Annotated in this window: 25 protein-coding genes and 1 pseudogene; 15 read left to right on the forward strand and 11 right to left on the reverse strand. The window is 60.5% G+C overall.

Annotated elements, in window-relative coordinates:
* Positions 1-10: 10 nt before the first annotated feature.
* From CCGE525_RS23490 to CCGE525_RS23500, 3 genes are all read left to right on the forward strand, one after another.
* Entirely contained in the window at positions 11-940 is a 930-nt protein-coding gene (locus CCGE525_RS23490; protein WP_120706770.1) for an electron transfer flavoprotein subunit alpha/FixB family protein, read from the forward strand.
* A 149-nt stretch (positions 941-1,089) separates the two neighbouring features.
* Positions 1,090-1,983, forward strand: coding sequence for a dihydrodipicolinate synthase family protein (locus tag CCGE525_RS23495; RefSeq protein ID WP_120706771.1), 894 nt, complete (start codon positions 1,090-1,092; stop codon positions 1,981-1,983).
* Complete coding sequence (locus CCGE525_RS23500) at positions 1,980-3,323, forward strand: NAD(P)/FAD-dependent oxidoreductase (RefSeq protein WP_162950279.1); 1,344 nt, start codon at positions 1,980-1,982, stop codon at positions 3,321-3,323. Before CCGE525_RS23495 ends, CCGE525_RS23500 begins: the two co-directional genes overlap by 4 nt.
* A gap of 137 nt (positions 3,324-3,460) precedes the next feature.
* Here the strand turns inward: CCGE525_RS23500 and CCGE525_RS23505 are convergent, their stop codons facing one another.
* The 3 genes from CCGE525_RS23505 to CCGE525_RS23515 are packed head-to-tail and all read right to left on the reverse strand — an operon-like array spanning position 3,461 to position 7,110.
* A complete protein-coding gene (locus tag CCGE525_RS23505; protein ID WP_120706772.1) occupies positions 3,461-4,741 on the reverse strand; it encodes a M24 family metallopeptidase in 1,281 nt (426 codons plus the stop codon).
* Between the two features lie 43 nt (positions 4,742-4,784).
* Positions 4,785-5,867 carry an FAD-binding oxidoreductase gene (locus CCGE525_RS23510; RefSeq protein WP_120706773.1) on the reverse strand — a complete coding sequence of 361 codons (1,083 nt, stop codon included), beginning with the start codon at positions 5,865-5,867 and terminating at the stop codon, positions 4,785-4,787.
* Positions 5,857-7,110: an aromatic ring-hydroxylating oxygenase subunit alpha gene (locus tag CCGE525_RS23515; protein ID WP_120706774.1), complete on the reverse strand. Its 1,254-nt coding sequence runs from the start codon at positions 7,108-7,110 to the stop codon at positions 5,857-5,859. Before CCGE525_RS23515 ends, CCGE525_RS23510 begins: the two co-directional genes overlap by 11 nt.
* Before the next feature lie 108 nt (positions 7,111-7,218).
* On the opposite strand from CCGE525_RS23515, the gene CCGE525_RS23520 reads away from it, so the two are divergent.
* Positions 7,219-8,106 carry a LysR substrate-binding domain-containing protein gene (locus CCGE525_RS23520; RefSeq protein WP_120706775.1) on the forward strand — a complete coding sequence of 296 codons (888 nt, stop codon included), beginning with the start codon at positions 7,219-7,221 and terminating at the stop codon, positions 8,104-8,106.
* Between the two features lie 53 nt (positions 8,107-8,159).
* Here CCGE525_RS23520 and CCGE525_RS23525 read toward each other — a convergent pair.
* Positions 8,160-8,897: pseudogene (locus tag CCGE525_RS23525) on the reverse strand (glycerate kinase type-2 family protein); the annotation flags it as partial.
* A gap of 476 nt (positions 8,898-9,373) precedes the next feature.
* On the opposite strand from CCGE525_RS23525, the gene CCGE525_RS23535 reads away from it, so the two are divergent.
* The 7 genes from CCGE525_RS23535 to CCGE525_RS23565 all read left to right on the forward strand — a co-directional run bounded on the left by CCGE525_RS23535 (position 9,374) and on the right by CCGE525_RS23565 (position 15,721).
* Complete coding sequence (locus CCGE525_RS23535; RefSeq protein WP_245472272.1) at positions 9,374-10,147, forward strand: DeoR/GlpR family DNA-binding transcription regulator; 774 nt, start codon at positions 9,374-9,376, stop codon at positions 10,145-10,147.
* Positions 10,148-10,201: 54 nt separating this feature from the next.
* On the forward strand, positions 10,202-11,476 hold the full coding sequence (locus CCGE525_RS23540; protein WP_162950280.1) for an ABC transporter substrate-binding protein: 1,275 nt from the start codon (positions 10,202-10,204) through the stop codon (positions 11,474-11,476).
* Complete coding sequence (locus CCGE525_RS23545) at positions 11,473-12,441, forward strand: carbohydrate ABC transporter permease (RefSeq protein ID WP_120706778.1); 969 nt, start codon at positions 11,473-11,475, stop codon at positions 12,439-12,441. Before CCGE525_RS23540 ends, CCGE525_RS23545 begins: the two co-directional genes overlap by 4 nt.
* Positions 12,441-13,262: a carbohydrate ABC transporter permease gene (locus CCGE525_RS23550; protein ID WP_120706779.1), complete on the forward strand. Its 822-nt coding sequence runs from the start codon at positions 12,441-12,443 to the stop codon at positions 13,260-13,262. The genes CCGE525_RS23545 and CCGE525_RS23550 overlap by 1 nt, the downstream gene beginning before the upstream one ends.
* 143 nt (positions 13,263-13,405) lie before the next feature.
* Complete coding sequence (locus tag CCGE525_RS23555; protein WP_120706780.1) at positions 13,406-14,233, forward strand: glycerophosphodiester phosphodiesterase; 828 nt, start codon at positions 13,406-13,408, stop codon at positions 14,231-14,233.
* A 171-nt stretch (positions 14,234-14,404) separates the two neighbouring features.
* Complete coding sequence (locus CCGE525_RS23560) at positions 14,405-15,184, forward strand: inositol monophosphatase family protein (protein ID WP_245472273.1); 780 nt, start codon at positions 14,405-14,407, stop codon at positions 15,182-15,184.
* Between the two features lie 18 nt (positions 15,185-15,202).
* A complete protein-coding gene (locus tag CCGE525_RS23565) occupies positions 15,203-15,721 on the forward strand; it encodes a DUF4432 family protein (RefSeq protein ID WP_120706782.1) in 519 nt (172 codons plus the stop codon).
* On the opposite strand, the gene CCGE525_RS23570 is transcribed toward CCGE525_RS23565, so the two are convergent.
* The 3 genes from CCGE525_RS23570 to CCGE525_RS23580 are packed head-to-tail and all read right to left on the reverse strand — an operon-like array spanning position 15,631 to position 17,927.
* A complete protein-coding gene (locus CCGE525_RS23570) occupies positions 15,631-16,365 on the reverse strand; it encodes a type 1 glutamine amidotransferase (protein ID WP_120706783.1) in 735 nt (244 codons plus the stop codon). The two genes, CCGE525_RS23565 and CCGE525_RS23570, sit on opposite strands and share 91 nt — an antisense overlap.
* Positions 16,366-16,410: 45 nt before the next feature.
* Positions 16,411-17,751, reverse strand: coding sequence for a M20/M25/M40 family metallo-hydrolase (locus tag CCGE525_RS23575; RefSeq protein WP_120706784.1), 1,341 nt, complete (start codon positions 17,749-17,751; stop codon positions 16,411-16,413).
* On the reverse strand, positions 17,748-17,927 hold the full coding sequence (locus CCGE525_RS23580) for an ester cyclase (RefSeq protein WP_120706785.1): 180 nt from the start codon (positions 17,925-17,927) through the stop codon (positions 17,748-17,750). Before CCGE525_RS23580 ends, CCGE525_RS23575 begins: the two co-directional genes overlap by 4 nt.
* Before the next feature lie 56 nt (positions 17,928-17,983).
* Here CCGE525_RS23580 and CCGE525_RS23585 point away from each other — a divergent pair, with 56 nt between their 5' ends.
* Entirely contained in the window at positions 17,984-18,226 is a 243-nt protein-coding gene (locus tag CCGE525_RS23585; protein ID WP_162950281.1) for a hypothetical protein, read from the forward strand.
* 201 nt (positions 18,227-18,427) lie between these two features.
* Here CCGE525_RS23585 and CCGE525_RS23590 read toward each other — a convergent pair whose 3' ends face one another.
* Positions 18,428-19,291, reverse strand: coding sequence for a cupin domain-containing protein (locus tag CCGE525_RS23590; RefSeq protein ID WP_120706787.1), 864 nt, complete (start codon positions 19,289-19,291; stop codon positions 18,428-18,430).
* A gap of 392 nt (positions 19,292-19,683) precedes the next feature.
* Between CCGE525_RS23590 and CCGE525_RS23595 the strand changes: the two genes are divergently transcribed.
* The 3 genes from CCGE525_RS23595 (at position 19,684) to CCGE525_RS23605 (ending at position 23,990) form a co-directional block, all read left to right on the forward strand.
* Positions 19,684-21,000, forward strand: coding sequence for an MFS transporter (locus CCGE525_RS23595; RefSeq protein WP_120706788.1), 1,317 nt, complete (start codon positions 19,684-19,686; stop codon positions 20,998-21,000).
* A gap of 91 nt (positions 21,001-21,091) precedes the next feature.
* Entirely contained in the window at positions 21,092-22,771 is a 1,680-nt protein-coding gene (locus tag CCGE525_RS23600) for a dihydroxyacetone kinase family protein (protein WP_120706789.1), read from the forward strand.
* A 64-nt stretch (positions 22,772-22,835) separates the two neighbouring features.
* A complete protein-coding gene (locus tag CCGE525_RS23605) occupies positions 22,836-23,990 on the forward strand; it encodes an iron-containing alcohol dehydrogenase (protein ID WP_120706790.1) in 1,155 nt (384 codons plus the stop codon).
* Positions 23,991-24,213: 223 nt separating this feature from the next.
* Here CCGE525_RS23605 and CCGE525_RS23610 read toward each other — a convergent pair whose 3' ends face one another.
* From CCGE525_RS23610 to CCGE525_RS23620, 3 genes are all read right to left on the reverse strand, one after another.
* Positions 24,214-24,645: a nuclear transport factor 2 family protein gene (locus CCGE525_RS23610; protein WP_120706791.1), complete on the reverse strand. Its 432-nt coding sequence runs from the start codon at positions 24,643-24,645 to the stop codon at positions 24,214-24,216.
* 33 nt (positions 24,646-24,678) lie between these two features.
* Complete coding sequence (locus tag CCGE525_RS23615) at positions 24,679-25,533, reverse strand: amidohydrolase family protein (RefSeq protein ID WP_120706792.1); 855 nt, start codon at positions 25,531-25,533, stop codon at positions 24,679-24,681.
* Positions 25,534-25,617: 84 nt separating this feature from the next.
* Positions 25,618-26,637 carry a LysR family transcriptional regulator gene (locus tag CCGE525_RS23620; protein WP_162950282.1) on the reverse strand — a complete coding sequence of 340 codons (1,020 nt, stop codon included), beginning with the start codon at positions 26,635-26,637 and terminating at the stop codon, positions 25,618-25,620.
* Between the last annotated feature and the right edge of the window lie 37 nt (positions 26,638-26,674).

A 26,674-nucleotide genomic window follows, 5' to 3' on the forward strand; every position in this document is an offset into this window, starting at 1 on the left:
AGATATTACCATGACCATTCTTCTTCTGGCTGACCACGACAATTCAAGCCTTTCCGACCAGACCGCCAAGGCGCTGACGGCAGCTTCCAAGATCGGCAGCGATATCCATGTGCTCGTCGCCGGCAAGGACGCCAAGGCCGCCGCCGATGCCGCCGCGAAACTTTCCGGCGTTTCCAAGGTGCTGCTGGCCGAAAGCGACGAGCTTGCCAACAATCTCGCCGAGCCGCTCGCCGATCTCATCGTGTCGCTGGCGGCAGGCTACGACACCATCATCACGGCGGCCACCTCGGTCGGCAAAAACGTCATGCCGCGCGTGGCAGCCCTGCTCGATGTCGCCCAGGTCTCGGAAATCATCGAGGTGATCTCTGCCGATACCTTCAAGCGTCCGATCTATGCCGGCAACGCCATCCAGACGGTGCAGGCGACCGACGCCAAGAAGGTCATCACCGTGCGCACGGCCTCTTTCGCCTCGGCTCCGGAAGGCGGTTCGGCCGCTGTCGAGGCGATCCCGGCGGTGGCCAATCCCGGTCTTTCGACCTTCGTCAGGGACGCGCTGTCGACGTCCGATCGTCCGGAACTGACCTCGGCGAAGATCATCATCTCCGGCGGTCGCGCACTCGGTTCGGCGGAAAAGTTCCGCGAGGTTATCCTGCCGGTGGCCGACAAGCTCGGTGCCGCCGTCGGCGCCTCGCGCGCCGCCGTCGATGCCGGCTACGCGCCGAACGACTGGCAGGTGGGCCAGACCGGCAAGGTCGTCGCACCGCAGCTCTATATCGCCTGCGGCATTTCCGGCGCCATCCAGCATCTGGCCGGCATGAAGGATTCGAAAGTCATCGTCGCCATCAACAAGGATGAAGAGGCCCCGATCTTCCAGATCGCCGACTACGGCCTGGTCGCCGATCTCTTCGAGGCCCTGCCGGAACTCGAAAAGGCGCTGTGATATCGGAATGACCGACGCCAGCGAGCCGTCTGAACGCGAGGAAAGCCGCCGCGCGCAACGAGAGCCCGGCTCACGCGCACGGCGAATGCACCCAATTCCAAGACAACCCGGCCTGATCTCTGTGACGTCGAAAACCGCGGATCTCTAAAATGAGCACCTTCCAATTCTCCGGACTGAACCTTGCAATTGCAACGCCATTCGATGAGTCGGGCCGGATCGATTTTTCGCGCCTTGAGCGCAACATAGAAAGTTATCTGGCCGCCGGTGTCTCTGGCTTCGTCCTGAGCTCAGGCACGGGCATGCACGTCTATCTCACGAAGGAGGAATCCAACGAACTTATTCGCGTCGGTGCAAAGGCCATTGATGGAAGAGCCAAGATCATTGCCCAGACCTCCGCCCTCTTGACGGAAGACGTTATCGATCGGACCAAGCACGCAGCCGATTGCGGAGCCGACGGTGTGATGGTGCTTCCGCCGTTCTTCGAAGGCCCGACCGACGATCAGGGTATCGTGAATTTCTACGCCGACGTCGCCACGGCTGGCCTCCCTATCATCGGCTACAATGTACCGCAGGTCGTCGGTGTGGCGATTACTCCGTCTCTTTTGAGGGAGCTTTGTGAGATCCCAGAATTCATCGCAGTGAAGGATAGCAGTGGTGATCTCGGAAAACAGGCGTCGCTTATTCGTACAGGGTTGCCTGTCATGAACGGCGCAGACCAGCTCGTTCCGTATTCTCTCTACGCTGGCAGCAGCGGTCTGATCTGGGGCGGTGCAAACTTTGCGCCGCGTACATGCCAGGCACTCGTATCCGCGGCGTCCGAACGGTGTTGGGATGAAGCGCGAAAAATTTGGTCAATCCTCGAACCCATCATGTCTCTCCTATGGGAAGGCGATTACGTCCAGTCGGTTTATGCAGCCGCCGAGCTCACCGGATATGGCGCTGGTGGACCGCGTAAACCGCTACGGTCGTTGGCTGCCGATCGGGTTGAAATCCTTCGCGGATTGCTCGGGGAATTGATTAGCATGGAAGCGAAAGCGTCGTGACCGAAAGCTCCAAGGTGTTTAAGGCCTCCAGGCTTCCGAAGCAGATTGGAATATCCGCTTGGGTCGCCATGCTGCCCAAGCGTGTTGAAAGGCCTGCGCTCGCCAATGCAGAGAAGGCCGACGTCGTAATCATCGGCGCCGGTTTTGCGGGCCTGTCCGCTGCAAGGCGAATATCGGAACTCGATCCGAAGCTGCGGGTCATCATCCTTGAGGCCGGGGTGATCGGTGAGGGCGCTGCCGGAAGGAATTCGGGTTTCATCATCGATCTCCCGCACGAGGTCTCATCCGAGGACTATGGTGGCGATTCCAGTCGCAAGGCCAAAGAGGACATCATTCGGAGCCGGCGCGCGATAGCATTGGCGACAGAAGTCGCTATGGAGCGGGGTTGGGGGCGTGAAATCTTTGATCCGTGTGGCCGGTACAGTGTTGCGATAAGTGAAGAGGGCGATCGTCACCTCGTCTCCTACGCCGAACAACTTAAGAAAATAGATGAGCCCTATCGTCTTCTTAACGGCTCTCAAATCGCTGATATCACGGGTACGAAAGCCTATGCGTCGGCACTTTTTACTCCCGGAACAGTTATGGTTCAGCCGGCCGCCTACATCCGCGGTTTGGCCGACAGCCTCCACGAGCCTGTTGAAATTTTCGAGCGAAGTCCGGTTCTCTCATTCGAGACTGCCGGCCAAGGTTGGCTGGTTCGGACACCCAAAGGATCGGTCGGCACCGCCAAGATTATTCTGGCCAACAATGGTCACGCGGAGAGTTTCGGCTTCTTCAGAGGTAAGTTGCTTCACGTGTTCACCTTCGCATCAATCACGGAGGAGTTTAACCCGGGGCGCCTCCCGGGCGACAGGAAATGGGCCGCGACGCCGGCTCTCCCGATGGGAACCACCGTGCGGCGAGTGCCGGGTGCGGCCGGCGACCGAATATTGATCCGTTCACGTTACACATATCACCCGGGGCAGGTGGCGGGCGAAGGAACACTTGTGCGCGCTGGCGCGCAACACGACAAGAAGTTCCTCGCGCGGTTTCCCGGGCTCAAGGATATCAAGATGGAATATCGTTGGGGAGGCCCGATGGCGGTTACGCTTAACTCTGTGCCGGCTTTCGGTGAAGTCGAACGAAATGTGTTCTCTGCATGCGGGTGTAATGGGGTTGGCGCGTCGAACGCCACCGCGGCGGGGATCGCTGCTGCTGAGACCGTGTTGGGCCACACTTCAGAGCTCACAGAGATTTTCAGTCGCTATGACGTTCCGAAATCATTGCCGCCTCAACCGTTCATCACGATCGGAGCCAAGGCTGTCCTTACGTTCCGGGAGTGGAAAGCCGGGGCTGAATAGCCACGCTTTAAATCGACGCGTAGTCGGAGGCCGTACGCTTTCGCAGTCGGCCTCTGTCTCGCATAGGCCGGCACTATCATGCTCATACGCACTTGGCATGGGTGAAGATCACGCAGCCTCCTGATGAGATGCGGCTTTCAGAGAATTTCCCAGGGAAAGGTGTCCAGGCGCTCCACACCGCGGGCCGTGACCATTGCTTGTGTTTCGAGCTTAATACTCTCGGACCCATCCTCCGCGATCAGGCTTTCGATATTTAGCACCATGCTCTCTTCGATAGTGCCACTGAAGTCCTCATCGAAATCGGGATGCAGCGGGATTCCGGGCCACTCGTCGGCCATGCCAGTCCCGTGTGCCGCCAGGGTGTAACGGTAGGGAACGTATTTATCGGGAATTCGCCAGCTCTTCTCGTTGAACTCACGGAAGGTCATGCCGGGGCGTATGATTGAAAGGTTGTGCTCGATCTGATCCCTTGCTGCGGCGTAGAGCTCCTTCTGCTTGGCGTTCATAGCCACGTGTCCGCAGGTCCACGACCGCGAAAGGTCGGCACAATATCCGTACGGCCCTATCATATCGGTATCGAAGGAGATCATCTCGCCGCGCTGGATGACGTAGTCGGAGCACTCCTGATACCAAGGATTGGTGCGCCGGCCTGCGGTTAGAAGCTTTGTTTCTAGCCATTCGCCGCCGCTGCGCGCGTTTTCGAAGTGGAGTTCCGCCCAGATTTCCCTCTCGGTTCGCCCTGGTTCGGAAACCTCGTACATCCGTGCCATTCCGGCTTCGCAGACACGTATTGTCCAACGCATGAGCTCAATTTCTTCAGGGCTTTTAATCGTGCGTGCGCGTTCTGCTAATTCCTGACCGTCAAGCAATGTAAAGCCGCGGCTTTTTAGTTCTGCGGCCGGCGCAGGTTCAAGCCGGTCAACGGCAATTCTGCCGCTGCGACAGTGGGGCTTAACAATGTCGGCAATCTCATCCGCCCATGCCTTCATCCTCTCCTCGACCAGGTTCCCAGCCGTGAAGAACAGGAAGGACTTCGATGTCCTGATCTCGTCGATGCTAGGTAGGCCGTTATTGACATGCTCCGATCCTTCGAATTCGAACATGATCGCCGGCCCATCGGCGAGGATCAGTGCGCATCGCGACGGATTGTGCATCGTCCAGATGCTCATGTTCGAGCAATCGAACGCGTAGCGGATGTTGACCGGATCGTAGAGAAGGAGCGCCGAACAGTCCCATTCCTTCATCGTCGCTCGCAGACGCCCAAGTCGGTAGCGACGTGCGTTGTCGAGCGTCGCTGCGGGGATCGGACTGAATAAGGGACGATCCGCGCCTTCCGGGTTGAGATATGCTTGTTTGCGATCATCCTTAAAGACGGTCGAGCCAGCACACGTCGACGAATTCTCTTCGCTACGCAGCATTCTATTGATCCTAGGGGTCTTTGGTTGGTTTGGTACTCGCTGATCAGCGGTCGATGACCAGATCGCTCAGAGGTTTCGAGCAGCAGGGCAGGAACATCCCGGCGTCGATCTCCCGCTGCCTGATGCCGCCATTGTGGTTCATCTCGACCGAGCCCGACGCGAGCTTGGATTTGCAGGTTCCGCACACGCCATTCGAGCACGAGGACGGAAGCCTGACGCCGGCCTTCTTCGCCATGGAAAGCACCGTCTGATCGGATGAAATTTCGAGCGTCCGTTTTTGTTTCGAGAACTCCACCTGGTAGATCTTGCCGGCGGGCTGTTCCTCGAGGTCGAGATTGGGCGCGTCGATCACCGCCGCATCAAAGCTCTCTTCAATGTGGTTCGAAACCGGGACGCCGAGCGCGGCCGTAATTGAACGAGCGGCCGCCATGAAGGGCGCTGGGCCGCAGCACATGACGACACGCTCCGCGATGTCCGGAACGGCAAGCTTGAGGAATTCTGCCGAAATCCGGCCGGTCAATCCCGGCCAGGCCGGCTCGCCAAGCACCGTCTCCGGCAGAAATTGCAGGCGCAGTCCCTTCATACGCGCTGCGAGACAAGACAATTCGCCGCGAAAGATGAGATCGAGAGGTGTACGGGCGGCATGGAGGAACACGACGTCCGCCGGCTCGCAACTGTCGGCAAGGTGTCGGGTTATCGACATCACCGGCGTGATGCCCGACCCGCCGGAAAGCAACAGCAGCTTGGCTCTATCAGCTTGCGGGCGGATGAAGTGCCCGAGTGGACCCTGACCCTTGACCGTCATGCCCGGAGCCATGTTGTCGTGCAGCCAGTTCGACACCCTGCCGCCTGGCACGCGCTTGACTGTGACGGTGAACGCGCTGTTGCGATGGGGCGACGACGAGATGCTGTAGCAGCGAGCCTCGCCGTCTATGCCCGTCGGGAATTCGAACAGGAAATATTGCCCGGCGTCGAAGCTGAACCGCTTGCCGTCGGGGGAAGCGAACGTGAAGCTCTTCACGTCATGCGTCTCCTGATGCACGTCGATGCATACGAGCGTTTCGTCGTGCTCCGGATCCCAGACGGCGGCCTGACCGCGCTGCATTTGTGCGAACTCAATACCCATGGACGCGCATCCGATCGATGTACCAGGCCGCGAACCTGTCCAGATTTGATTCCGAGAACCGGGAGTAGGGACCGGGCCGGTAGGCGGGATCGAGCGCGCCGGCATGCGAGCGGGCGACGAGATCCGCATCCTGGTCCGTCGTCGCGATCCAGACGTCGGTCAGCTTCTCCAGATCGTAGTCTTTGCCTTCGGCGGCGTCCTTGTGAACGAGCCACTTGGTTCTGACGAGCGTCTTGCCGGCGGAGAGCGGAATGACGATTGCGACCACTGCGTGATCGCCCATGAAATGATTCCAGCTATTGTGACCCCACAGATGCATGTCACCGAGATCCTTGCGGGTCATCTCGCCAAGAAGCTTGGACGACGCCGCTGTCGCGTCATGCGTCTGGGATTCTCCTGCGCCGGCGATGATGAGACGTTGGGTGCGGAAGTTTGTGGCGCAGTCGACAAGCTGTTCGACCGCGGCGGAGGGAAAGCCTTCGGCCTCCCAGGCTTTCGTCTTTTCGTCGTAGAGCCGGAAATGCTCTTCGGCCTGATCACGATCCTCGAGGCTCAGCGTCTCCGGGTCGAAGCCGAAGTCGAGGTCGACGAAAGATACACAGAGTTCGGGATGGTTCGCGGAGCAATGGTAGCACTCGCGATTGTTCTCTACGGTAAGCTTCCAGTTGCCGTTCTCGATGACATCCGTCTGATGGGCAATCTTCGCATAGCGGATATCGTAAGGGGCAAGGCGTTCGATCATGGTTTGCTCGAGCTTTGCAATATCCTGCGGCGGATTATCAGAGAGGCAGACATAGATGAGGCCGCCGATAGATTTGAAGTTTACTGGCTTCAGGCTGTGGCACTGCTTGTCGAAGTCTTTGCCCATGTGGGGGGCGTAGCTCAATTCGCCGGTCAGTTCGTAGGTCCACGTGTGATAAGGACAGACCAGCTTCGAGACGATCGTCTTCCCCGAATCGAGCAGGCGCGAGCCTCGATGGCGACAGACGTTGTGAAGAACGCGGATCCCGCCGTCGTCGTCGCGCAGAAGGATCAGGCTTGTTTTGCCGATATCGACGACCGTCGCATCGCCCGGCTCCGGAACGTCGCAGTCAAGTCCCACGCAGATCCAGTGCTTGTGGAAGAAAACGTCGATGTCAGCCTCGAAGACATCCTCTCGAGTATAGAGGCCGGCTGGCAGAGAGTGACCATCTGCGCGAGCTTCAAGGAGAGCTGAGATGGAGGAAGGGAGCCTGTTTAGCATGATATCCTCTTATGGTTGGATAGATGGCACTTTGCGCTTGCATCCGTTGGGCTTCAACGGCATTAATTTTCACAGATACATAACATTTTGTAATGTGAGAGAGGTCTGATGAACTTTCGCCGTCGAATTCCATCCCTGACGGCGTTGATGACGCTTGAGGCAGTCTTGAGACATCGCAGCTTTACTGCCGCTGCCGCCGAACTGGGCGTCACCCAGGCTGCCGTCAGTCGCCAGATCGCGCTATTGGAAGAGGAACTCGGGCTAGTGATGTTCGTACGCAAGCATCGCGCCATCGAACCGACTGCAGCATGTCTCACGTTGGGGACCACGCTCGCCCACAGCTTCGCCAATATCGCGGACACGGTCGATGCGATCAGATCTTCTTTGCAGGATTTTGTAACGATCGGCGCAACAGTTGCGTTCTCCTCCTTCTGGCTTCTCCCGCGGTTGGGAGAGTTTCGGCGGGAAAACGCGGGCATGCAGATTAGGGTCATCTCGCAAGATACGAAGATCGACCTGGACACAGGAGGGATCGATATCGCCATTCGATACGGACGGCCGCCGTTCGCCGATGCAAAGGTGGTTGCCTCCCAGGAAGACTTCATCGTTCCCGTATGTTCTCCGGATTATCTTAGGCGCCGCCAGACTGCGGAACTGTCGGACCGCGATGAGTTCATCGAGACTGACGCTCACGACCGATCATGGCTGTCCTGGTCGCAGTGGGCCGAGGAGGCGGGCCGCCAATTGCGGATCAAGCCGCACCTTCGGTTCAATCATTATACGGAAACAATCGCAGCCGCCCGTGCCGGGCAGGGCATCGCGCTCGGTTGGTGGCTGCTTGTCCGGACCTTCCTGGAGGATGGCACGCTCGTTGCGCTCGATGAAGCGAAAATGCCAGCCGCCGATGCGTATAATGTCCTGCTACCAGCGAGAACGCGCCGTTCCTTCGCCGCGGAACATGCCGCAAACTGGCTTGCCAATGCCCTGACGCGGTGAGATCGGTGCGGTCGCACTTTAGGGTCGCGTTTGGGCGATGGGTTTGATTCCTTTCAAGAGCAAACCAACGGTTCAAACGTCAGGATGGCCCTGAAATCATTCACATTCGTGCCGGTCGGCCCAGTCTCGAACAGGTCGCCGTTCGCAGCGAAGCCGGAATAGCTGTCGTTGCCGTTGAGGATCTTGCGCGGATCGAGCCCTTCCGCCCGAAGACGCCGCACGGTGCGGCCATCGGCAAAGGCGCCGGCATTGTTTTCCGAACCGTCGATGCCATCGGTGTCGGCCGCCAGCTTGCCGTCCTTGGAATGCGGAGTAACGGTCGTCTCGCCACCCGACAGGAGGACGGACGGCCTGGCAGAAGGCCGGTCGTTGCCGAGCACCTCGCGGGCGATCGCCGCATGCACCAGTGCCAAGTCGCGAGCCTCTCCCTCGACGGAATCGGAGAGGATCGCCGGCGTGATGCCCTGGGCACGTGCCACCTCGGCCGCTTCCAGCGAGACGCCGGCCGAGGCGATGATGTGGTGCTCGTTGCGGGCAAAGGCCGGATCTTCGGGCGTCGGCGCACCGGCCGCCGGCGAATTCAGATGATCCAGAGCCGCCTGCGGCAGCTTCAGCCCATATTGCCGGACGATCTCCATCGTATCCTGCCGCGTCGAGCCGTCCGGAACCGTCGGGCCGGAGGCGACATGGGCGGGATTGTCGCCGGGAATGTCGGAAACGATCGGGCTGACGACGCGGGCTCTGGTCGCAGCCGCGAGCCGCCCGCCTTTGATGGTGGAGAGATGCTTGCGGGGAGAGGGGAAGTCTCCCGTGGCTCCCCTTTTTCCACGAAGCAGTGTTTCGTGAAAACGATAGGCAGAGAAGGCTGCATTCACTGCAGCCCAGGGCTCACGAAAATCGGACGTCCTTCAAAGCGGAATTCTGTCGCAAAAGTCGCTCGGAAAAAATCGGAAATTTGCGACCGGGAGTATCAGCGCCGCGCAAAACGAGGGCCGGCTTATGGAATTGGCCGCCATCAGCGACATGAATGCTGCCGTCGCTGGCTTCGAGGTCGATCACCCCGTAGCGCTTCAACGGCGATAATGTGATCGCTTTCGCTCACTTGCTCGCACGTGAATGGAAAGGTCGCGAAATCCTTCTGTCGAAGGTCCAATGCGGAGGCTGTCCGTGCTGAAAACGTCACGAAGACTTCATGATGGATGGCTTGACAACGACTTATTTCGCTCGTTATGAGCGACATACGTCACATATAGGAACTGGAAAAACCGTGCTCAACACCGCCGAAGACCGTCAGGAGAAGATTGTCGACCTGCTGCGCGAGGAGCTGTTCCTTGATCTTCGTACCCTGACGAAGCGCTTCCAGATTTCCGTGGCGACGGCCCGCCGCGACCTTGTCGAGCTTGAGGAAGCCGGTCTTCTTCGCCGGACGCATGGTGGAGCGGTCAGCATATCTCAGGTGTCATACGACCCGACCAATGCAGCGCGTGCGGTTTCTCAAAAGGCGGAAAAAAAGGCCATCGCCGAGGTGGCGGCGGCGATGATTGCTGATGGAGATGTCGTCCTGCTGGATGCCGGCACGACGGCGCTGGAAGTCGCCAAACTGCTGGTGGGACGCAAGGGCCTTACGTTCATAACGAACGGCGCCGATATTATCGCCGAATTGATCCGGCACGACGCGTCCAGTGTCTATGCGGTCGGTGGTGAGTTCGCCGAGATTAATCGGTCCTTCCGGGGGCCTCTCGCTGAGCATTTTATCCGTCAGTTCAACGTCGACAAGCTCATTCTCAATGCTGCTTCGATCGATCTCGGACGTGGGCTTATCTTCACAGGATCGCCGGTGAACGCGAGCGTGCAGAAGGCGATGATCGAGGTCTCCAATCGGACGATCGTCGTGGCCGATCATTCGAAGTTCACGAAATCAAGTTTTTCAGTCACCGCCAAGATCGAGGATGTGGGCGCAATCGTCACCGACGCGGGCGCGCGAGCCATCATCGATACGGTGCCAGAAAAGCTGCGGAGGAAATTCGTCATCGCAAGCTGAGCTGCGATGCCGTGCTATCCATCAACAGCTTCCAGAGGAAGCAGGGAGAGACCCATGTTTGCCACCAGCAGAAGAAATGTGGTGTTTGGTGCGGCCGCGATGATGCTTGCATCGCTGTCGAGCATCAACTGCGCCTGGAGCGCCGATGATGTGAACCTGAACCTGAGCCTGATGATCTGGGATCCGGCCCAGAAAGCGGGTGTTCAGAAGGCGGTAGACGCGTTTCAGGCCACTAACCCCAATGTCAAGGTCTCCCTCATGCAGGTCCCTCAGGACCAGTACTATACCAAGCTCGACGCATCGCTTGGCGCCGGCGAAGGGCCGGATGTGATGTGGCAAAGCTCGAGGGCTTCTTACTATGTCGATGGTGGTGCGCTGGAGCCGTTGACCGGATACATCAAGGCGGACAACCTGTCCCTTGATGGCTACAACAGGCAGATCGTCGATCTCTACAAGTTCGGCGGCGAGCAGTACGGCCTACCAAAGGATATGGACGCCTGGACGTTTGTCTACAACGCCGACGTGTTCAAGAAACTCGGCGTGGAGACTCCCAAGGCGGACTGGACGTGGGAAGACATGGTCCGGATCGCCAAGGAGATCAAGGCGAAGCAGATCTCCTCAATCATTCCGTTGTCCTATAACTTCTCATTCAACAATGGGGTCGCGAGCCTTGTACATGCCTTGGGCGGTAGGGTGATCGACAACAACAAGGGTGTGATGTCGTCGGCGGCCGGCACCAGGGCTCTTGAGATGGTCAAGGGCCTCCAGGACGAGGGACTGATCCTCAAGGTTGCCGACTCCTCTGACTTCAATCCGGTATCGGCGCTGATTTCCGGCAAGCTGGCGATGGCCGAGATTCCCTCCTGGAACCTCAGCCTTCTCTCGAAGGCCGATCTTCCGAGCGGGACCTTCCAGGTCGTCCGGATGCCTTCCGTCAACGGATCGTGGACATCGGATACCAATGGTCTTGTCTACGTGATGAACGCCAACTCGAAGCACAAGGACGAGGCGTGGAAGCTTATCAAGTTCCTCACCTCAGAAGCGGGCGCTGTGCTTCATGCCGAAGGTGGAGCGGGTCTTCCGGCAAACACGTCCAAAGCCACGCTCGCCGCTTTCGTGAAGGCGAATGAGAAACTGGCCGGGCTGCAGGAAGCACTCTCGGTGACCACCGAAAAGAGCTACCTCAGGACCACCACACAGTATCCGAAGGTCATCGGCGCCAACACCAAGATCAGCAGCGCCGTGATGGGACCGTTCTATGCCGGATCCGTGTCGGCATCCGATACCGCGAAAAAGATCGATGAGACCCTCAACGAGGCCCTGCATTGACCGCCACCTCCACATTGCGCCTCAATAGCGCTGAGCCGAAGCCGAGCCGCAAAACTCTGCGGCTTGGCAGCCTGCGTTGGCGGCAAGCCTCAACCGGCTATCTCTTTCTCCTCCCATTGTTCGCAGGACTTCTCGTTTTTCGCTTCTATGCGTTTGGCTACAATGTTTGGCTATCCTTCACCAAGGCTGGCGCGTTCGGTCCGCCTCGCTTCGTCGGGTTGGACAACTACCGGAGACTGCTTGACGATAGCCAGCTCGTCGTCGCGCTCTACAACACCATTAAGTTCGCCGCGATCGCCGTGCCTGGCGTCGTCATCGTCTCACTGCTGTGCGCCTTGCTCATGCAGTACCGGTTTCGGGGCGAGACCGCGTTTCGGGCGATCGTTTTCCTTCCTGCCGTGTGTTTGCCAACGGCGATCATCCTCGTGTTCGGATGGATGTTTCAGACGCAATACGGGCTCGTCAACGCGGCAATGGATGCGATGGGCGCCTCCCCCGTCAGCTGGTTCGGCAACGAGGCTGGTGTTACCGTCGTCGTTTCGATGATCGTCGTCTATCTGTCGTTCAGCGTCCCCGCAATCATTCTTTACGCCGGCATGCAGGACATTCCATCTGACGTCTATGAAGCCGCCATGCTCGACGGCGCCGGCCCGGCGCGCCGGTTCTTTTCAATCACGCTGCCGCTTCTGACCCCATCGCTATTCTTCGTGATCCTCACGACGACGATCGGCATTCTGAAGCTGTTCGACACGGTCTACCTGCTGTTGCCCCCCGTCGAACACTCCGTCTCGACCAATTACGGGATGACGCTGGTATATTACTACTACTACCTGGCGTTTTACGACACGGGCCAGCGCGGCTACGCAGCGGCTGTTTCTCTGTTCCTGCTGGTGCTGATCCTGGCTGTCTCGATCGTCCTGCTCCGGCTTCAGCGTCGTTTCGTGCACTACGGGGAGGACGGCTGATGTTGGTAAAATACCGTGTCCGCTGGTGGACCTATCTCATTGTCAGTGTGGTCGGGCTGCTGATCTTGGCACCGTTCGCCTGGATGGTCTCAACCGCGCTGATGACCACCGGTCAGACCCTTCAGATTCCCCCGAACGTGATCCCGTCGCCTGCGGCGCTTGATGGCGTGCGCGAGGTCTTCAACCGGCTCCCGTTCGCGACCTTGTTGTCCAACACCGTCATCGTCTCGATCGGCCGAGTGATTGGCACCCTCGTTATTTGCTCGATGGCTGCCTATGCGCTCGCCATCATCAAGGTCCCAGGGGCGAAGATCATCCTCATTGTCATCCTTGCACTGATCATGGTGCCGGGGGACATCTTTATCATCCCCAGCTATTCCATCATCACGTCGCTGCGCCTGACCGATACGCTGGTCGCGCTCGCCCTGCCTTCACTCTTCGACGTTTTCGGAGTCTTTCTGCTCTATCAATTCTTTCGGGGCGTTCCGCGGGAACTGATCGAGGCGGCGAGAATGGATGGAGCATCCCACCTTCGGATCCTGGCGACCATCGTTGTGCCGGTCGCGCGTAGCGGTATCATTTCGCTCGCGATCCTGACGACGCTTGCGGAATGGAAGGAGCTGCTATGGCCGATCGTCGTCAACCGATCCATCGAGAAGATGACACTGGGACCGGGCCTTGCGCTTCTGCGTGGGGAATACACGACCGATTGGAACGTACTCATGGCGGCCGGCGTCCTCGCGGCGCTGCCGATGATCGTCATCTTCCTGATTTTACAGAAGAGGTTCATCGCCAGCTTTGCGCGGAGCGGGCTGAAGTAGCTCCTCCTTTCGTCCGCGAGCTGCTGCTGGTGGCGACACCCTAAGGTGAACCACCTTCAACGATTCGACGCATTCGCGGCGGCGTTCGCACAATCCCGCGGAGAATCAAAAAACTGACTTCAATATGCTTAAAGAGGAATTCGATGTTCGACATTCTGCCTTCGCGCTCCGGGCGTGTGATAGCCTGCGGTCATCGCGGTCATTCCGTCGACGGCCACGAGAATACCCGCCCCTCCTTGCGACGCGCCGCAGAGCTCGGCGCCTCGCTCTGCGAAATCGATCTGCGGATCACGCGGGATGGTCGGCTGGTCGTCTTTCACGACGATATCCTCGACAATGCCTCGACCGGGGCCGGCCTCATTTCTCAGACGGACTATGCCGAAATCGCCGAGCTCCGGACCAAGAACCGAAATGGCATCGCGATCGAGGGGCAGCCGATCGAGCCGTTCGAAGACGTGCTTGCCTATTGCCGAGACCTGGGCCTGGCGTTGATCGTCGAGATCAAGGACAAGTTCGAAGGGGTTGTCTATCTGGAACAGGTTGTGCGTCTGCTCAAGGAAGCCGGAATGTTCGAGCGAGTATTGATCAGCTCGTTCGACTATGTGGTGCTGCGCGACATCAAGCGCCTTGCACCGGGCATCCGTACGATGGGGATCAACTATCACCGTCTCGTCGAACCGGCTGCTGCCGCACGCTCTGCTACGATGGACGTCATGAACACGGACTATCCGCAGTTCGCGTCTGACATCGCCGAAAGTCTCCATGCCGCAGGCGTCGGGGTCAGTCACTACGTTCCGCCACCGCAGCATTTTGCTCTCCGGCGCGCGTATGGCTTCGATTACCTCGATCTGCTGCAATCCCACATGCGCGCCGGCTTGATCGATATGCTGGTGTGCGACGACGTTGCCTGGATCGTAGATTTCATCAAGAACAGTGGGCTGACACCTACACGGCTTAAGTTCACTAAGTAGCATAGCATGCCACGCCGGCTGAATGGAGAACCCGGCGCAATTACCTGTAGACGGTCTGTTTAAAACTAAGCCATCGTCACCTCGTTTCACGAGATGACGATGTTTGAATGCATGAGGAAATAAAAACTTATGGTCACAATTAAGAATGAAACGACGTCGCCGGATCGCGCCATGGAAACAACCGTTGAGGCAATCGCTCGTGAGGCCGGCCAGATCGCACTCGCTCATTTTCGGTCGCTGGCAACCCTGCCTGTCGAGAGAAAGGGACATCTCGATCTGGTGACCGACGCGGACAGGGACGTCGAGGAATTTCTGATTGCTAGCCTGCGCAAAGCCTTTCCCGAGGATGGCGTTTACGGTGAAGAGGGTGGCGACATAACCGGCGTCTCGGGACGGATCTGGGTGATCGACCCGATTGACGGCACGTTCAATTTCGTTCGCGGAAGCCAGAACTGGGCAATCTCGATAGGGCTCTTCGACAACCGGCAGCCCGTTTTCGGCGCGATCTTTGCGCCCGCCCGCGACCTGATGATAACCGGCGGTAACGCCATCGAGGCGCAGATCAACGGCAATCCAATACCAATGCTTCCTTTGTTCGATCTTTCCCGCGCGTCGACCGGCATTGGCCTGCATCCGTCGATCGCGACCGAAGATCGACTGGAAGTCCTTCGCTTTATCTCCGACGAACTTCGCATCAATTTCCGTTGTTGTGGGTCGTCGGCACTCTCTCTTGTGGAAATTGCGATGGGCGAGACCGACGGCTACATCGCGCTTGGTGATTCCACCTGGGATGTGATGGCCGGCCTGCCGATCCTCGCGAGCCTCGGTGTCTCGCACACCATCGACTGGAGTCGCATCGATCTGCAAGCAAAGCTTCGATTCGCGTGCGGAAGCGATGTGTTTCTGACCAGAATGGGTCCCTTGCTAGACCGAGTTTCGGTAGCTGCGTGACATCGGAGTAGGAGAGCCATGACCATCCCGTCCATCAAGAAGCAACGCGAAGCACAGGAGCTGTCATCGGTAGAATTGCGCCAGCGGACAGTGGACGGCAGGGGTGTCGCCGACATTCGGCTTCTGCAGGTAGAAGACGGTCCAGGCAGAGGCCAAAGGCTGCTTGTTGTTCGCAACGCCACGCGCATCAGGTTCGAGACCGCGCCTGACCGCGGTTTTGATATTTCCAGTGCCACCTGGCGCGGTATCAATATCGGGTGGAATAGCGCCAATGGACTGCCATGGCCGGCGAACTCCGTCGATGCGGAAGATGGGGTCGGCGCAATGCTAAGGGCAAGGTGCCCTTGCCCTTGTCACGGGCAGTTCAGGCTGATCAAAGGTGGTGACCGTGGGTTCGGATCCCGTTCAAGTGTCTGGATCGAAACATCGGTGTCAAAACCGAATCGTCATAGATCGGGAGATTCGGCGTCATTGGCAGCGCCAGCACCGTGCGCTGGCGCTGCCTTGAGCATGTCCCGCAATAGACGCGCGAGATAATCGAGATCGAGCGTGCAGCGGTGTGCTTTATCCCGCACGGTTTCAAATTGTCCTTCCGGCAATGCTCCGCCGCGTTCGGCCAACAGGCCGAGAAAATAGTCCGTGTCGAATTCGGGGTGTGCTTGCAGCGTCAGTATCGGTCTCCGATAACGCAACCCGGCAGCCGGACAGCCGTCGCCGGTAGCAATGATCTCGGCTTCGGGCGGCAAGCCGACCACCTGGTCCCGATGCCAGGCATTCGCGAAGAAGCTGTTGCCTTCGGCACTCCGATAGCGCCGGGGGCCGGCGATCCATCCGGCGGCGGCTCGCTCGACACGGCCGCCGAGCGCCTGAGCGACGATCTGATGACCGAAGCATATGCCTACCAGCGGGCGGCGCGTGACCTGTATGTCGCGGATGAGCTGCTCCAGGGGCGCGATCCAGGGATGATCTTCATAGACGCCGTGGCGTGAGCCGGTGATGATCCAGGCATCGGCCGCCGTCGCGCTCTCCGGAAACACGCCATTCTCAATGTCGTAAGTCGCAAACGCGAATGCATCCTCGCCAAGCAATGCACGGAAACGGGCATCGTAGTCGCCCTGGATTGCGGCCAGCTTTTCCGGGGCGCTGCCCGGCTTCAGAATACCGACATTGATCTTCTGCATATGATGATCCTTGATATGATGGCGTCTGTTATTTCGACTAGTGCCTCAGCCCGCCGCCCGTTGCAGGAGCAATCTCCAGGCCGCCATGCCTCTTTCGATATCCGTCAGGCGGCAGAACTCGTCGACCCCGTGCATGTTCTCGTCGGATAGGCCAAATCCGAAGATGACGGTGTTGACACCGAGCGTCGAAGCGATAGCGCCGGGCATTGGAATACTGCCGCCGGAATAGGAAAAGCAGGGCTTTCGTCCATCCACCGCCGTGAGTACGTTTGCGGCAAGTTCTTGAAACGGATCTTCGCGCGCGATCCGATAGGGCCGCGACTTGCCCGGAAGAATAGCAATCTGCCGATCGAAATGTGCTGGAATCGCACGGTCGACGGCATCCTTCAGCAACACCGCGACCGTGTCGGGATCCTGCCCCGGAACCAGCCGACAGGAAAGGCGGGCGCTGGCCGAGCGCGGGACGATGGTGCGCAGGCCGGCCGCATAGTTCCCGGCCTCCAGGGCGTTGATTTCGATGGTGGGATAGAGGCCGGTCCGTTCGCCGACGGCGAGATATGGCGAAACGGCATCATCTTCCAGCCCGGCTCGAGCAAGCCAGTCGGCGCGTTCGAACGGCTGCTCGCGAACAAGCTGCCGCTCCGCCTCGCTCGGGCTGGCTGCGCCATCCATGAAGCCGGGCAGGGCGATGCTCCCATTAGCGTCATGGAGGAGGGAGAGCGCCTTTGCAAGCGCCTGCGCCGGATTGGGTGCGGCGCCGCCGAAGGTCCCGGAATGCAGATCTTTTGTGGAGCCCTTCACGGTGATTTCCAGGCCACAGAAACCGCGCAGTCCAAGGCGCAGGTCGCCCTGATTGGCAGTGGATTGCCAGCCATCCGTACTAAACACGGCGTCGCAGCGAAGCAGATCCTTGTAACGGAGAAGCGCCGCGTCGAGATTGGGGCTGAGGATCTCCTCCTCCCCTTCGTAGAAAACCTTGATGTTCCACGGCAGGGCGGCAAGGTCATATTCCGCCAGCGCAAAGATTGGTAGAAGCAGGTTCATCTTCTGGTCGGTGGCTCCACGGGCGAAAATTTTGCCGTCCCGCAGCGCCGGACGGAAAGGATCGCTTGTCCAGCCATCGGCCATCGTCGCCGGCTGCACGTCGTAGTGGCCGTAGAGCAAAAGCGTCAGGCGGTCCGGGCGGATATCCGTTTCGGCATAGACATAGGCGGATCCCGGCATGTCGGTCAGCAGCCGTGCATGCAGTCCCGCCCGCTCCAACCTTTGCCGCAGCCATTCCGCCGCCCGGTCGAGATCGGACCGGCCGTGCTCCCAGGCCGAAACCCCTGGAATTTCCAAGAGCGCCGTCAGATCGGCCAGAAAACCTTCGGGGATCGTCTTCATGCCGATTTGACGGTAACGTCTGCGCCGAGCTGCCGCAGCAGCACGAGGGAATCGCGCACCACCCAGCTTTCGACGATCATGCCGTCCCGGACCTCGTAGATACCGATGCCCGGCACCTTAACCCGATTGCCGGTCGGCGCGATGCCCATGAAGGCGCCTTCATGCGTGCCGGTCATGGTGTAGTAGACGCTGCGACCAAGAGATCGCCGAGTGGAACCGCTTCTATACGGATGTGCATGTCCATGAAGCCATGCAGCGGCGGCGCTGGACGCGCGCGACGCGCTGGGTGTTGGACCACGCCGACCTGCATCCGTCTCCCGGCTGTCCGCGCTATTTCGTGCTCTATGAGGCTGTCGGCTTTCAGGATGCGACGGACGAGGAGGTTGCCGCCTGGGGTCCCTGGACAGAGGGGCCGCCGATCTGGAAGCGCCATGTCGGGGCTTGGACGCTCGATTATCGCGTCGTGGAACCGTAACGGCAGGATGTCACGCGGTCTGGGGACATCGCCCTTTTACGATAAGGACCCTTCGGCTCACACCGGATAGATTATATACACGATCGCCAACATCCGGGTTTGCAAGCATGGCATATGCGGAGCCCGTCTCTTCCGCCCTCTCGACAAGCTCGGGAGAGCGGAATGGGGCTTCGCATTTCGCTGCAGCGTCCAGGCTATTTATCAAGCCTTCGGCGGCTCGGCCGGCACGGGATAGTCGGCGGCGTTCGTCACCATTCCGGGCCGGGTGGCGTAATCCCAGCGAACCGGTGCGAAGAAATCAAGGACGCCACCGGGCATGCCGTTCGAGACGAGCTGAATGGTATGGATATCCGGCGGTTTGGCGACGGCAATCCCCGGCGTTGAGATGACGACGTGCTCGTCCGGCAGCCATTTCGTGCCATCGCGGCCCCACGGCCGGCGCATGTGGTAGATATGCGTACCGGAATGCACAAGCGAAATCTGTTCGAAATCCTCGTGGAAATGTGGACTGAGATCGGTGTCCGGCTTCGCCTTCGACGCGGCTGGAAAGCCGTAGCCGAAATTCATCATCGCCGTGCGGTGCATATAGCATTGCGGCTTTCCGGCCGGCAGATCGAACAGATTGTAGACGCGGATGCGATAGCCGCCAACCGGCTCGGGCCAGGCGACGAGCGGTGCGACATGGGCAAGCGGTGGTTCGTATTCGGCTTTGTTCGGGCAACGCTCGACGAGATCGGCCGACAAGCTGGTGAAGCCAAGCCAGACATGGCCGCCCTCCAGCAGTTCTACTGTACTGTCGCCCGGCGGCAGGATGACGACCGAACCTGCCGGCACGTCTTTCGTCTCGGCCCCGGCGGTCACGCGGACGCCGTGGAACAGCGGCCAGACGAAATATTCGTCGGGATTGGCCTGTCGCGCGAACTTGGCGCCGGCGGCGCCCGCCATGTAGACGCACACCATGTTCTGCGCGCGATGAAACCAGAACTGCCCGGCGCCATGAGTTTCGTCCGGCGGGTCTTCGTAAAGCCGCCGATAGGTCCCGATCAGGCCCTTGCTGTATGGCATTGTCTCACTCCCGTTTTCTTCCGATACTGAAGGATTGCGCACCGACCCGTCTCCCCGGGCGTCGCGATCTTCGCTGCCGGCAATCCGGCAGCCTCGGTCAGAAGACCATCCGGCGACGGCGGCGTCCAATATCAATATCAGCTGGTGTCGATAACCAAACTGAAAGGATCCGGACTTTTCCGCAGGGCGGAAATTCATTCCGAAAAGATATCGATCGCCGCCAATATTGGTATTGGACGATATCTAACAGAGCTGCGTTTCTGTAACCGAAAAAATGGATCGGTCCCCGGCGCAGGTACAGCTTGTCGCAGGGAAGGCAATCGGTGCGGGGAGGCACCGGCGGCGAGCGGGTCCACAGCAGAAACGAAGAGTAAAACTCGAGGGAGGTCGAGATGCTTCAATTCTTCCGTACACACAGGCGCTTTGTCATCTATGCATCGTTGCTTGTATTCCTCGGCATCTACAATCTCGACCGGCTGACCATTTCCATCGCCGGCAGCTCCATTGCAAAGGAGATGGAGCTGGGGCCGGTGGCGATGGGATATCTCTTCTCGTCCATCCTCTGGCTTTATGCTGTCTGCCTGCTGCCGTCGGGTTTCATGGCGGATCGGTTCGGACCGAAGGCCACGGCGGCCGTCGCCGCTGCCTTCTGGTCGCTCTTCCAGGGGCTCAGCGGCTTGGCCTTTTCGGCGTTTACCCTGCTGGTCACCCGGCTGGGCAACGGTGCCTTCGAGGCCGCCGCCAATCCTGCCGCCCATGCCACGATCCGCGAATGGACGCCGCGCCGCGAGCGTGGCATGGCAACCGCCATCTGGTTCTTCGGGTCGGTTGGGGTGCCCGGCCTCGGCGCGCCGATCCTCGCCTGGATCGTCACCACTTGGGGCTGGCGGGCCTCCTTCATCGCTACCGGCCTGCTCGGCTTCGTGTGGGTTGCGCTCTGGTGGGCCTTCTATCAGTCGCCAGATAAGGCGACCTGGCTGGAGCCGGAAGAGCGCGACATGATCATGCGCGAACGCGATTTTGAGGCTTCGGCCGACAGCGAAACTGCCGCCGGGCACAGTCTCGGCTACAAGGGGCTGTTCTCGGCCCCGACCATGTGGGGGCTGGCGCTTACGCAATCCTGCGTCAACTATGTGTCCTATTTCTTTTCGGCCTGGCTGCCCGGCTTGCTGCAGCATAATTACAATCTGACCGTGCTGCAGACCGGTTCTTATACGGCGATTGCCTATCTCGCGAGCGCCGTAACCGCCCTGATCCTCAGCTATATCTGCGACCGCGTGCTCACGACGGATGCCTTGCAGGCCGGCAAACGCCGGTATGCCGTCGGCATCGCCAACATCATCGCCGCCTGCGTGATCTTCGTGCCCTTCGCCGGCTCGCTACCCATGGCCATGGTGTTGCTGTCGATCGCCCACAGCGGCAACGCCTTTGCGCAGTCGATGAATTTCGCGCTCGTCAACGATCGCCTGAAGTCCTCTGGCGATGTCGGCCACGCCTATGCGATCTTCACGCTCGGCGGCGTCAGCGCCGGCATGCTGGCGCCGATCGTCACCGGTTATCTCGTTCAGGCCACGGGCACCTTCAACAGCGCCATGGCGCTCACCGGCTGCGTCGCCCTGGTCGGCACCATGCTGACGCTTTTCATGACTCGCCGGGCGATCGGAGAACATCTAGAACAGGAAGCGGGAGCGTTCAGCACCGCGCATTGACGCGGCCGGGCGCAGGTTTTCTGGCCAGCGCATGATCCCAGACCGTGTGAAGCGGTTCTGGGATCATGCCTAATCAAACAACGAGAGCACGATGAAGAAGCTGATCAACGATCCCCGCAATGTCGTCCGTGAAATGCTGGAAGGGCAGGTTGACCTGAACGTCGGGCAGGCGCTGCTCGACGACGAGAATGTGATCGTCCGCGCCGGCCTGCCGGAGCCGGCGGACCGTCCGGTCGCCGTCCTGTCGGGCGGCGGCAGCGGACACGAACCAGCCCATGCCGGCTATGTCGGCGACGGCATGCTGACGGCTGCGATCGCCGGCGATGTCTTCACCTCGCCGAGCGTCGACGCCGTGCTTTCGGCAATCCGCGCGGCCGCCGGGCCGCGCGGCGCGGTTCTTATCGTCAAGAATTATACCGGCGACCGGCTGAATTTTGGCCTCGCCGCCGAACTTGCCACCACCGAGGGCATTCCGACCCGCGTGGTCATCGTTGCCGACGACGTGGCGCTGCGCAACACGGTCGCGCCGCAGTTCCGGCGCGGCATCGCCGGCACCGTGCTGGTTCACAAGATCGCCGGAGCCGCCGCCGCTGCCGGCGCGACGCTGGATGAGGTGACAGCTGAAGCACAGGCAGCCGCGGCGGCGCTGGCCACAATGGGCGTGGCACTTGGCGCCTGCACTGTGCCCTCCGTCGGCAAGCCGACCTTCTCGCTCGGCGAGAACGAGATGGAACTCGGTCTCGGCATTCATGGCGAGCCGGGCGTGCGCCGCGGCCCGCTGTTGCCGGCCGATGCGATCGTCGATGCCATCATCGAGGTGCTACTGACCGAGAAATCGCCCGAGCCGGGCACTCATTGGGCGCTACTCGTCAATGGGCTCGGCGCCACGCCGCCGATGGAACTTGCGGTCGTCGCCCGTCATGCCCTCTCTACTCTGCGTGCCCAAGGCCTGATCATCGACCGCGTGTGGAGCGGGAATTTCATGACCGCTCTCGACATGCCCGGTTGCTCTCTGACGCTGCTGCCGGTCGATGCCAAGCGGCTGGAATATCTCGATGCTGTCACCGACGCGCCCGCCTGGCCGGGACGCGGCCAGGCGGCACCACGTAAGGCCGTCGCGGCTGCCCAGGCAACGCCGACGGCGGCGACGCCGGCCCCGGGGCCGCTGGCGACTGCTCTGCGCGCTCTGGCACTCGGCGTCGCCGAGGCATTGGAGCACAATGAAGCCCATCTTGCCGATCTCGACAGCCGTGCCGGAGACGGCGATCTCGGCGCCAGCATGGTACGCGGCGCTGCGGCGATCCGGGCTCTGCCGGAAGGAGATTGGGCGACGCCGGAAAGCGCGCTGATCGCTCTCAGCGGCGCCTTGCGCCGCGCGATCGCCGGCAGCTCCGGCCCGTTCTACGCCGTGGCGTTGCTGCGCGCGGCCCGGGAACTGATAGCGCCGGTGCCCGACGCTGCGGCTTGGAGCCGCGCCTTCAGCAAAGCCGTGACATCGATCGGCGAGCTCGGCGGCGCCAAGGTCGGCGATCGGACCATGCTCGATGCACTTCAGCCAGCCGCGGACACTTTTGCCGCCGGTGTGGAGCAGGGAGAGGGTTTGGCAAGCGCCTGGGGCAAGGCGGTCGCGGCAGCCGAGGCAGGGGCGGAATCGACCATCAACATGCGTCCGAGGCTCGGCCGTGCCGCTTATTTGGGCGACCGTGCGCTCGGCGCGCCGGATGCCGGCGCCAGTGCCGTGCTGGTCTGGATGCGCGCCCTGCAGAGTTGATGATAGTCCGCCACAACGGGCGGCGTTCCGTCTCGCCCTTGATACGATCTTAGAGGAGTAAGCGATGATGAAGTTCCGTCTTTGCAATCCGACCGAAATCGTCTTCGGCTCGGGCCAGATTTCCGCGCTTGCGGATCTGGTCCGTCCGGGCACGAGGGTGCTGCTGCTCTACGGCGGCGGGAGCATCAAGCGCAATGGCATCTATGACAAGGTCAAGGCGGCTTTGAGCGCCTGCGAGGTAACCGAATTCGGCGGCATCGAAGTCAATCCGGTCTATGAAACGATCATGAAGGCGGCTGCGGTGACGCGACAGAAGGGTATCGAGCTCATTCTCGGCGTCGGCGGTGGTTCTGTGGTCGATGCCGCGAAATTCCTGGCGACGGTGGCGCCCCTTCAGGTCGACGATCCTTGGGATCAACTGGCGGGGCAGGGGCAGGTCGACACGGTCCTGCCGGTCGGCGCCGTGCTGACACTGCCGGCCACCGGCTCGGAAAGCAATCCGGTGTCGGTCATTTCCCATCACGGCCGCCGGCTGAAGATCCCCTTTGCCGAACAGCGCGCCCGCCCGCGCTTCGCTGTCCTCGATCCCGACACCATGGCGAGCCTCGATATCAGGCAGCTCCAGAACGGGGTCGTCGATGCTTTCACCCATGTGATCGAGCAATATCTGACGCTGCCAATCAACGCGCCGGTGCAGCATGGCTTCAGCGAGGTGCTGATGCGCACTCTTGTCGAATGGGGACCGCGGCTCGTCGAGCGCAATGATCCGGAGGCGCGCGAGACGGTGATGTGGGCGGCCAACCAGGCGCTGAACGGGTTGATCGGCGCCGGTATCCCGCAGGATTGGTCGACTCATATGATCGGCCACGCCATCACCGCGCTTTACGACATCGATCATGCCCGCACGCTCTCGATGGTCATGCCGTCGCTATTGCGTTTCCGCAGCGAGGCCAAGGCGGGGATGCTGCAGCGCTACGCCAAATTCGTCTGGGATATCGCCGAGGCAGACCCGAAACGGGCGGGAGAAGAAGCGATCCGGCGTACCGAAGACTTCTTCCGCCGCATGGGTTGCCCCGTAAGGCTCTCCGATGTTGCGCCGATCGTCATCGAGGCGGATGAGATCGTCTCTCATCTCGAACGCGCCAAGCAGACGACACTGGAGGAATCGCAGGATATCGGCTTGGCCGAGGTGCAAGCCATATTGCGCATCGCGGCGTGAGGAGATTCGCGCGGAGATAGGCATCCGCCCTCCTGGTTCGAGCCTCCGCTCCTTGGCTGCGCACCTCACCGTGAGGGCTGATCGTCTCGGTTGGCCGTTCAAGCCATTATTGTTGATCGCGGTCTTTCCTGATGGAGAGCAGAAGCGATAGCGCAGCCAAAGAGGCCCCGAACCACTCTCGTGGTTCGGGGCCTCCATTATCACTAGGTCATTGAAAATTCGCCTATTTCACATTCAGCCCCATCGGGCTGTCCTGCGCCACGAAGCGGCTCTTGAACAGCCATTCGCCTTCGGTCTTCACCACGTGGCAGATGTAATGGCCCGGCCGCAGCCGTTCGTGCTGGCCGTCTTGCGTATAGCCCGTCAGCAGATAGGCCGTGACTTTGGCGCCGCCCTCTTCGGGCGTCACGATGATATTGGTGATGAAATGACGCAGTTGCGCGCCGCTGGCATGGAAATTGGCATAACGAGTGGCGAAAGCGCGGATGGCCTGGTGACCGCGATGGTCACCGGTGGCGGATCCCAGCAGCACCGCGTCCTCCGTATAACAGCCGACCACGCCTTCGACGTCGCCATTGTCCATCGACGTCGCGTAGCGGATGAACAAGTCGTTGATTGCCAGACGGTCTTCAATGGATAGAGCTTGTGCGACCATGATAATCCTCCCTGGATTCGGTCTGATTGGTCTTTAGCTTGAGCGGCCGTCGGCGGCCGGCCAGTTGAGGACGGAAGCGATCGTCTTGCTCATGATCCATTCCTTGTCCCCCTCGGTCAGGAAATCGATCGTATGCAGCATGTGGTCGACAGCTTGCCTGTAGGTCGAGCGGCGAAAGCGACTGGCGTCGGTGCCCCAGGCGAGGCGCTTCGGGCCAAAGACGTCGTAGGCTTTGCGGATGAATTTCGTCTGCGACGGGAAGGGATAGGCCTCCAGCGTGTTCAGGGGCAGGGCGGACAGCTTGCCGTAGACATGCGGGAATTTAGCCAGCTCAAGAACATGATCCTGATGGGCCCAGGGATCTATCTCGTTGAGGTCACCGATCGTCGTGCCGAAATGGTCCATGATGACGATGGCGTCGGGATATCTCTCCAGCATCTTCTTGACGAGTCCGATCCGCTCGCCGGCGGCCAGCAGCATGACGGGGATGCGCAGGCGTTCGATCGCTTCCCAGAACCAGCCGAACTGTTCGAGGTCGAGCCATTCGCCGCGATGGAGGGCACCGGCGAAGCGCACGCCGAGCATATGCGGCTGCTGTAGCCAGGTCTCGATCCGGCCGCGATCGGGATTGAGCAGGTCGAACCGCCCCATCACCGCGAAACGGCCCGGATATTGTGCCGCCCAGGAAAGGCAGGGTCCGTTGTCGTCACCCGACCAGCTAGGCGGCACCAGCACGGCGCGCTGCACGCCGGCGCCGTCCATCTGCGGCAGTATGTCTTCCGGCAGATATTGCAGCTGGCCGTGTGCCAGGCCGCGCGTTTCCGCGGGCCAAGGATGGTCCGGTGTGTCCGGCAGGAAAAGGTGGATCTGGCTATCTGTGATGAACATCGCTACCTCCCTAAGATGAAAGCCATCGGCATCGACGCGGCACGCCTCCCCCCGCCGAACCGCAGCTTTCAGTGTTTCGCTTGTTTAGCTTTCGGAACTGAAGAGCCCGATCACGGCCTCTCGAAACTGTTCGCCGGCACGCGAATCGCGCTCCTTGTTCCAGACGATCGAAAGGATCACCGGCGGCATTTCCTCGGCGATCGGAATGACGCACACGCCGTCCGTGGCGAAGCGGCGGGCGACGCTCGGCGAGATCGCCACCCCGAAGCTGGAGGCGACGAAGCCGATCTGCGACAGGATCGTCGGTACTTCATATTCGATACGCGGGCTGAGCCCCTGCTTGCCGAAGGCGGAGATGATGTGGTCGTAGTGATAGGGCGACACGCGGCGCGGCGGCAGGATCAGCGGTTCCTCGGCGAGTTCGCGAAGCGATAGCTCCGCCTTGCCGGCAAGCCGGTGGTCGGCGGGAACCAGCGCCGAGAATTGCTGCCGTACAATGGGCTGGATGCCGAGCGACGGATCGGAGACGTTGCGCCAGACGAGGCCGATGTCGAGCCTGCCTTCCACCACCTCCTCGGTGATGTCCATCGTGTGCCCTTCCTTCAGGACCAGATGGACCTTGGGATAGAGGCTGCGATAGTGCCGCATGATCTTCGGCAGGATGTCGTACATGGCCGACGGAACGCAGCCGACGAAGAGTTCACCGTATTCGCCGGCGCCCACGCCCTGCATGATGTGGTCGACCCGCTGTACGTGGTCGAGCAGCCGGGCGGCCTGCTGATGCAGTATGCGGCCGGGCGCCGTCAGGAAGACTTTGCGGTTGACGCGGGTGAAGAGCTCGACACCGATCTGCTCCTCCCGGGCCTTGATATGCAGGCTGAGCGGCGGCTGCGAGATGCCGAGACGTTGCGCGGCGCGGCCGAAATGCAGATCCTCGGCGACCGCCACGAAATAGCGCAGCCGGGTCAGATTCAGCCGCTGGCCCGCAATCCGGTCACGTTTCGGGTCGCGCGCTGCTTCGGCGGGAAGAAGCGCCAAGGCGTCCAGCAGTGCTTCGTCGTCCGATGCCGCATCCCGCGGATGCGGCGGCTTCCCATTTGCCATTCGATGCGAACCCGTACGCAGGGGACCAAGCGTAAGC

The sequence above is a fragment of the Rhizobium jaguaris genome (assembly GCF_003627755.1).
Classification (GTDB): Bacteria; Pseudomonadota; Alphaproteobacteria; order Rhizobiales; family Rhizobiaceae; genus Rhizobium; species Rhizobium jaguaris.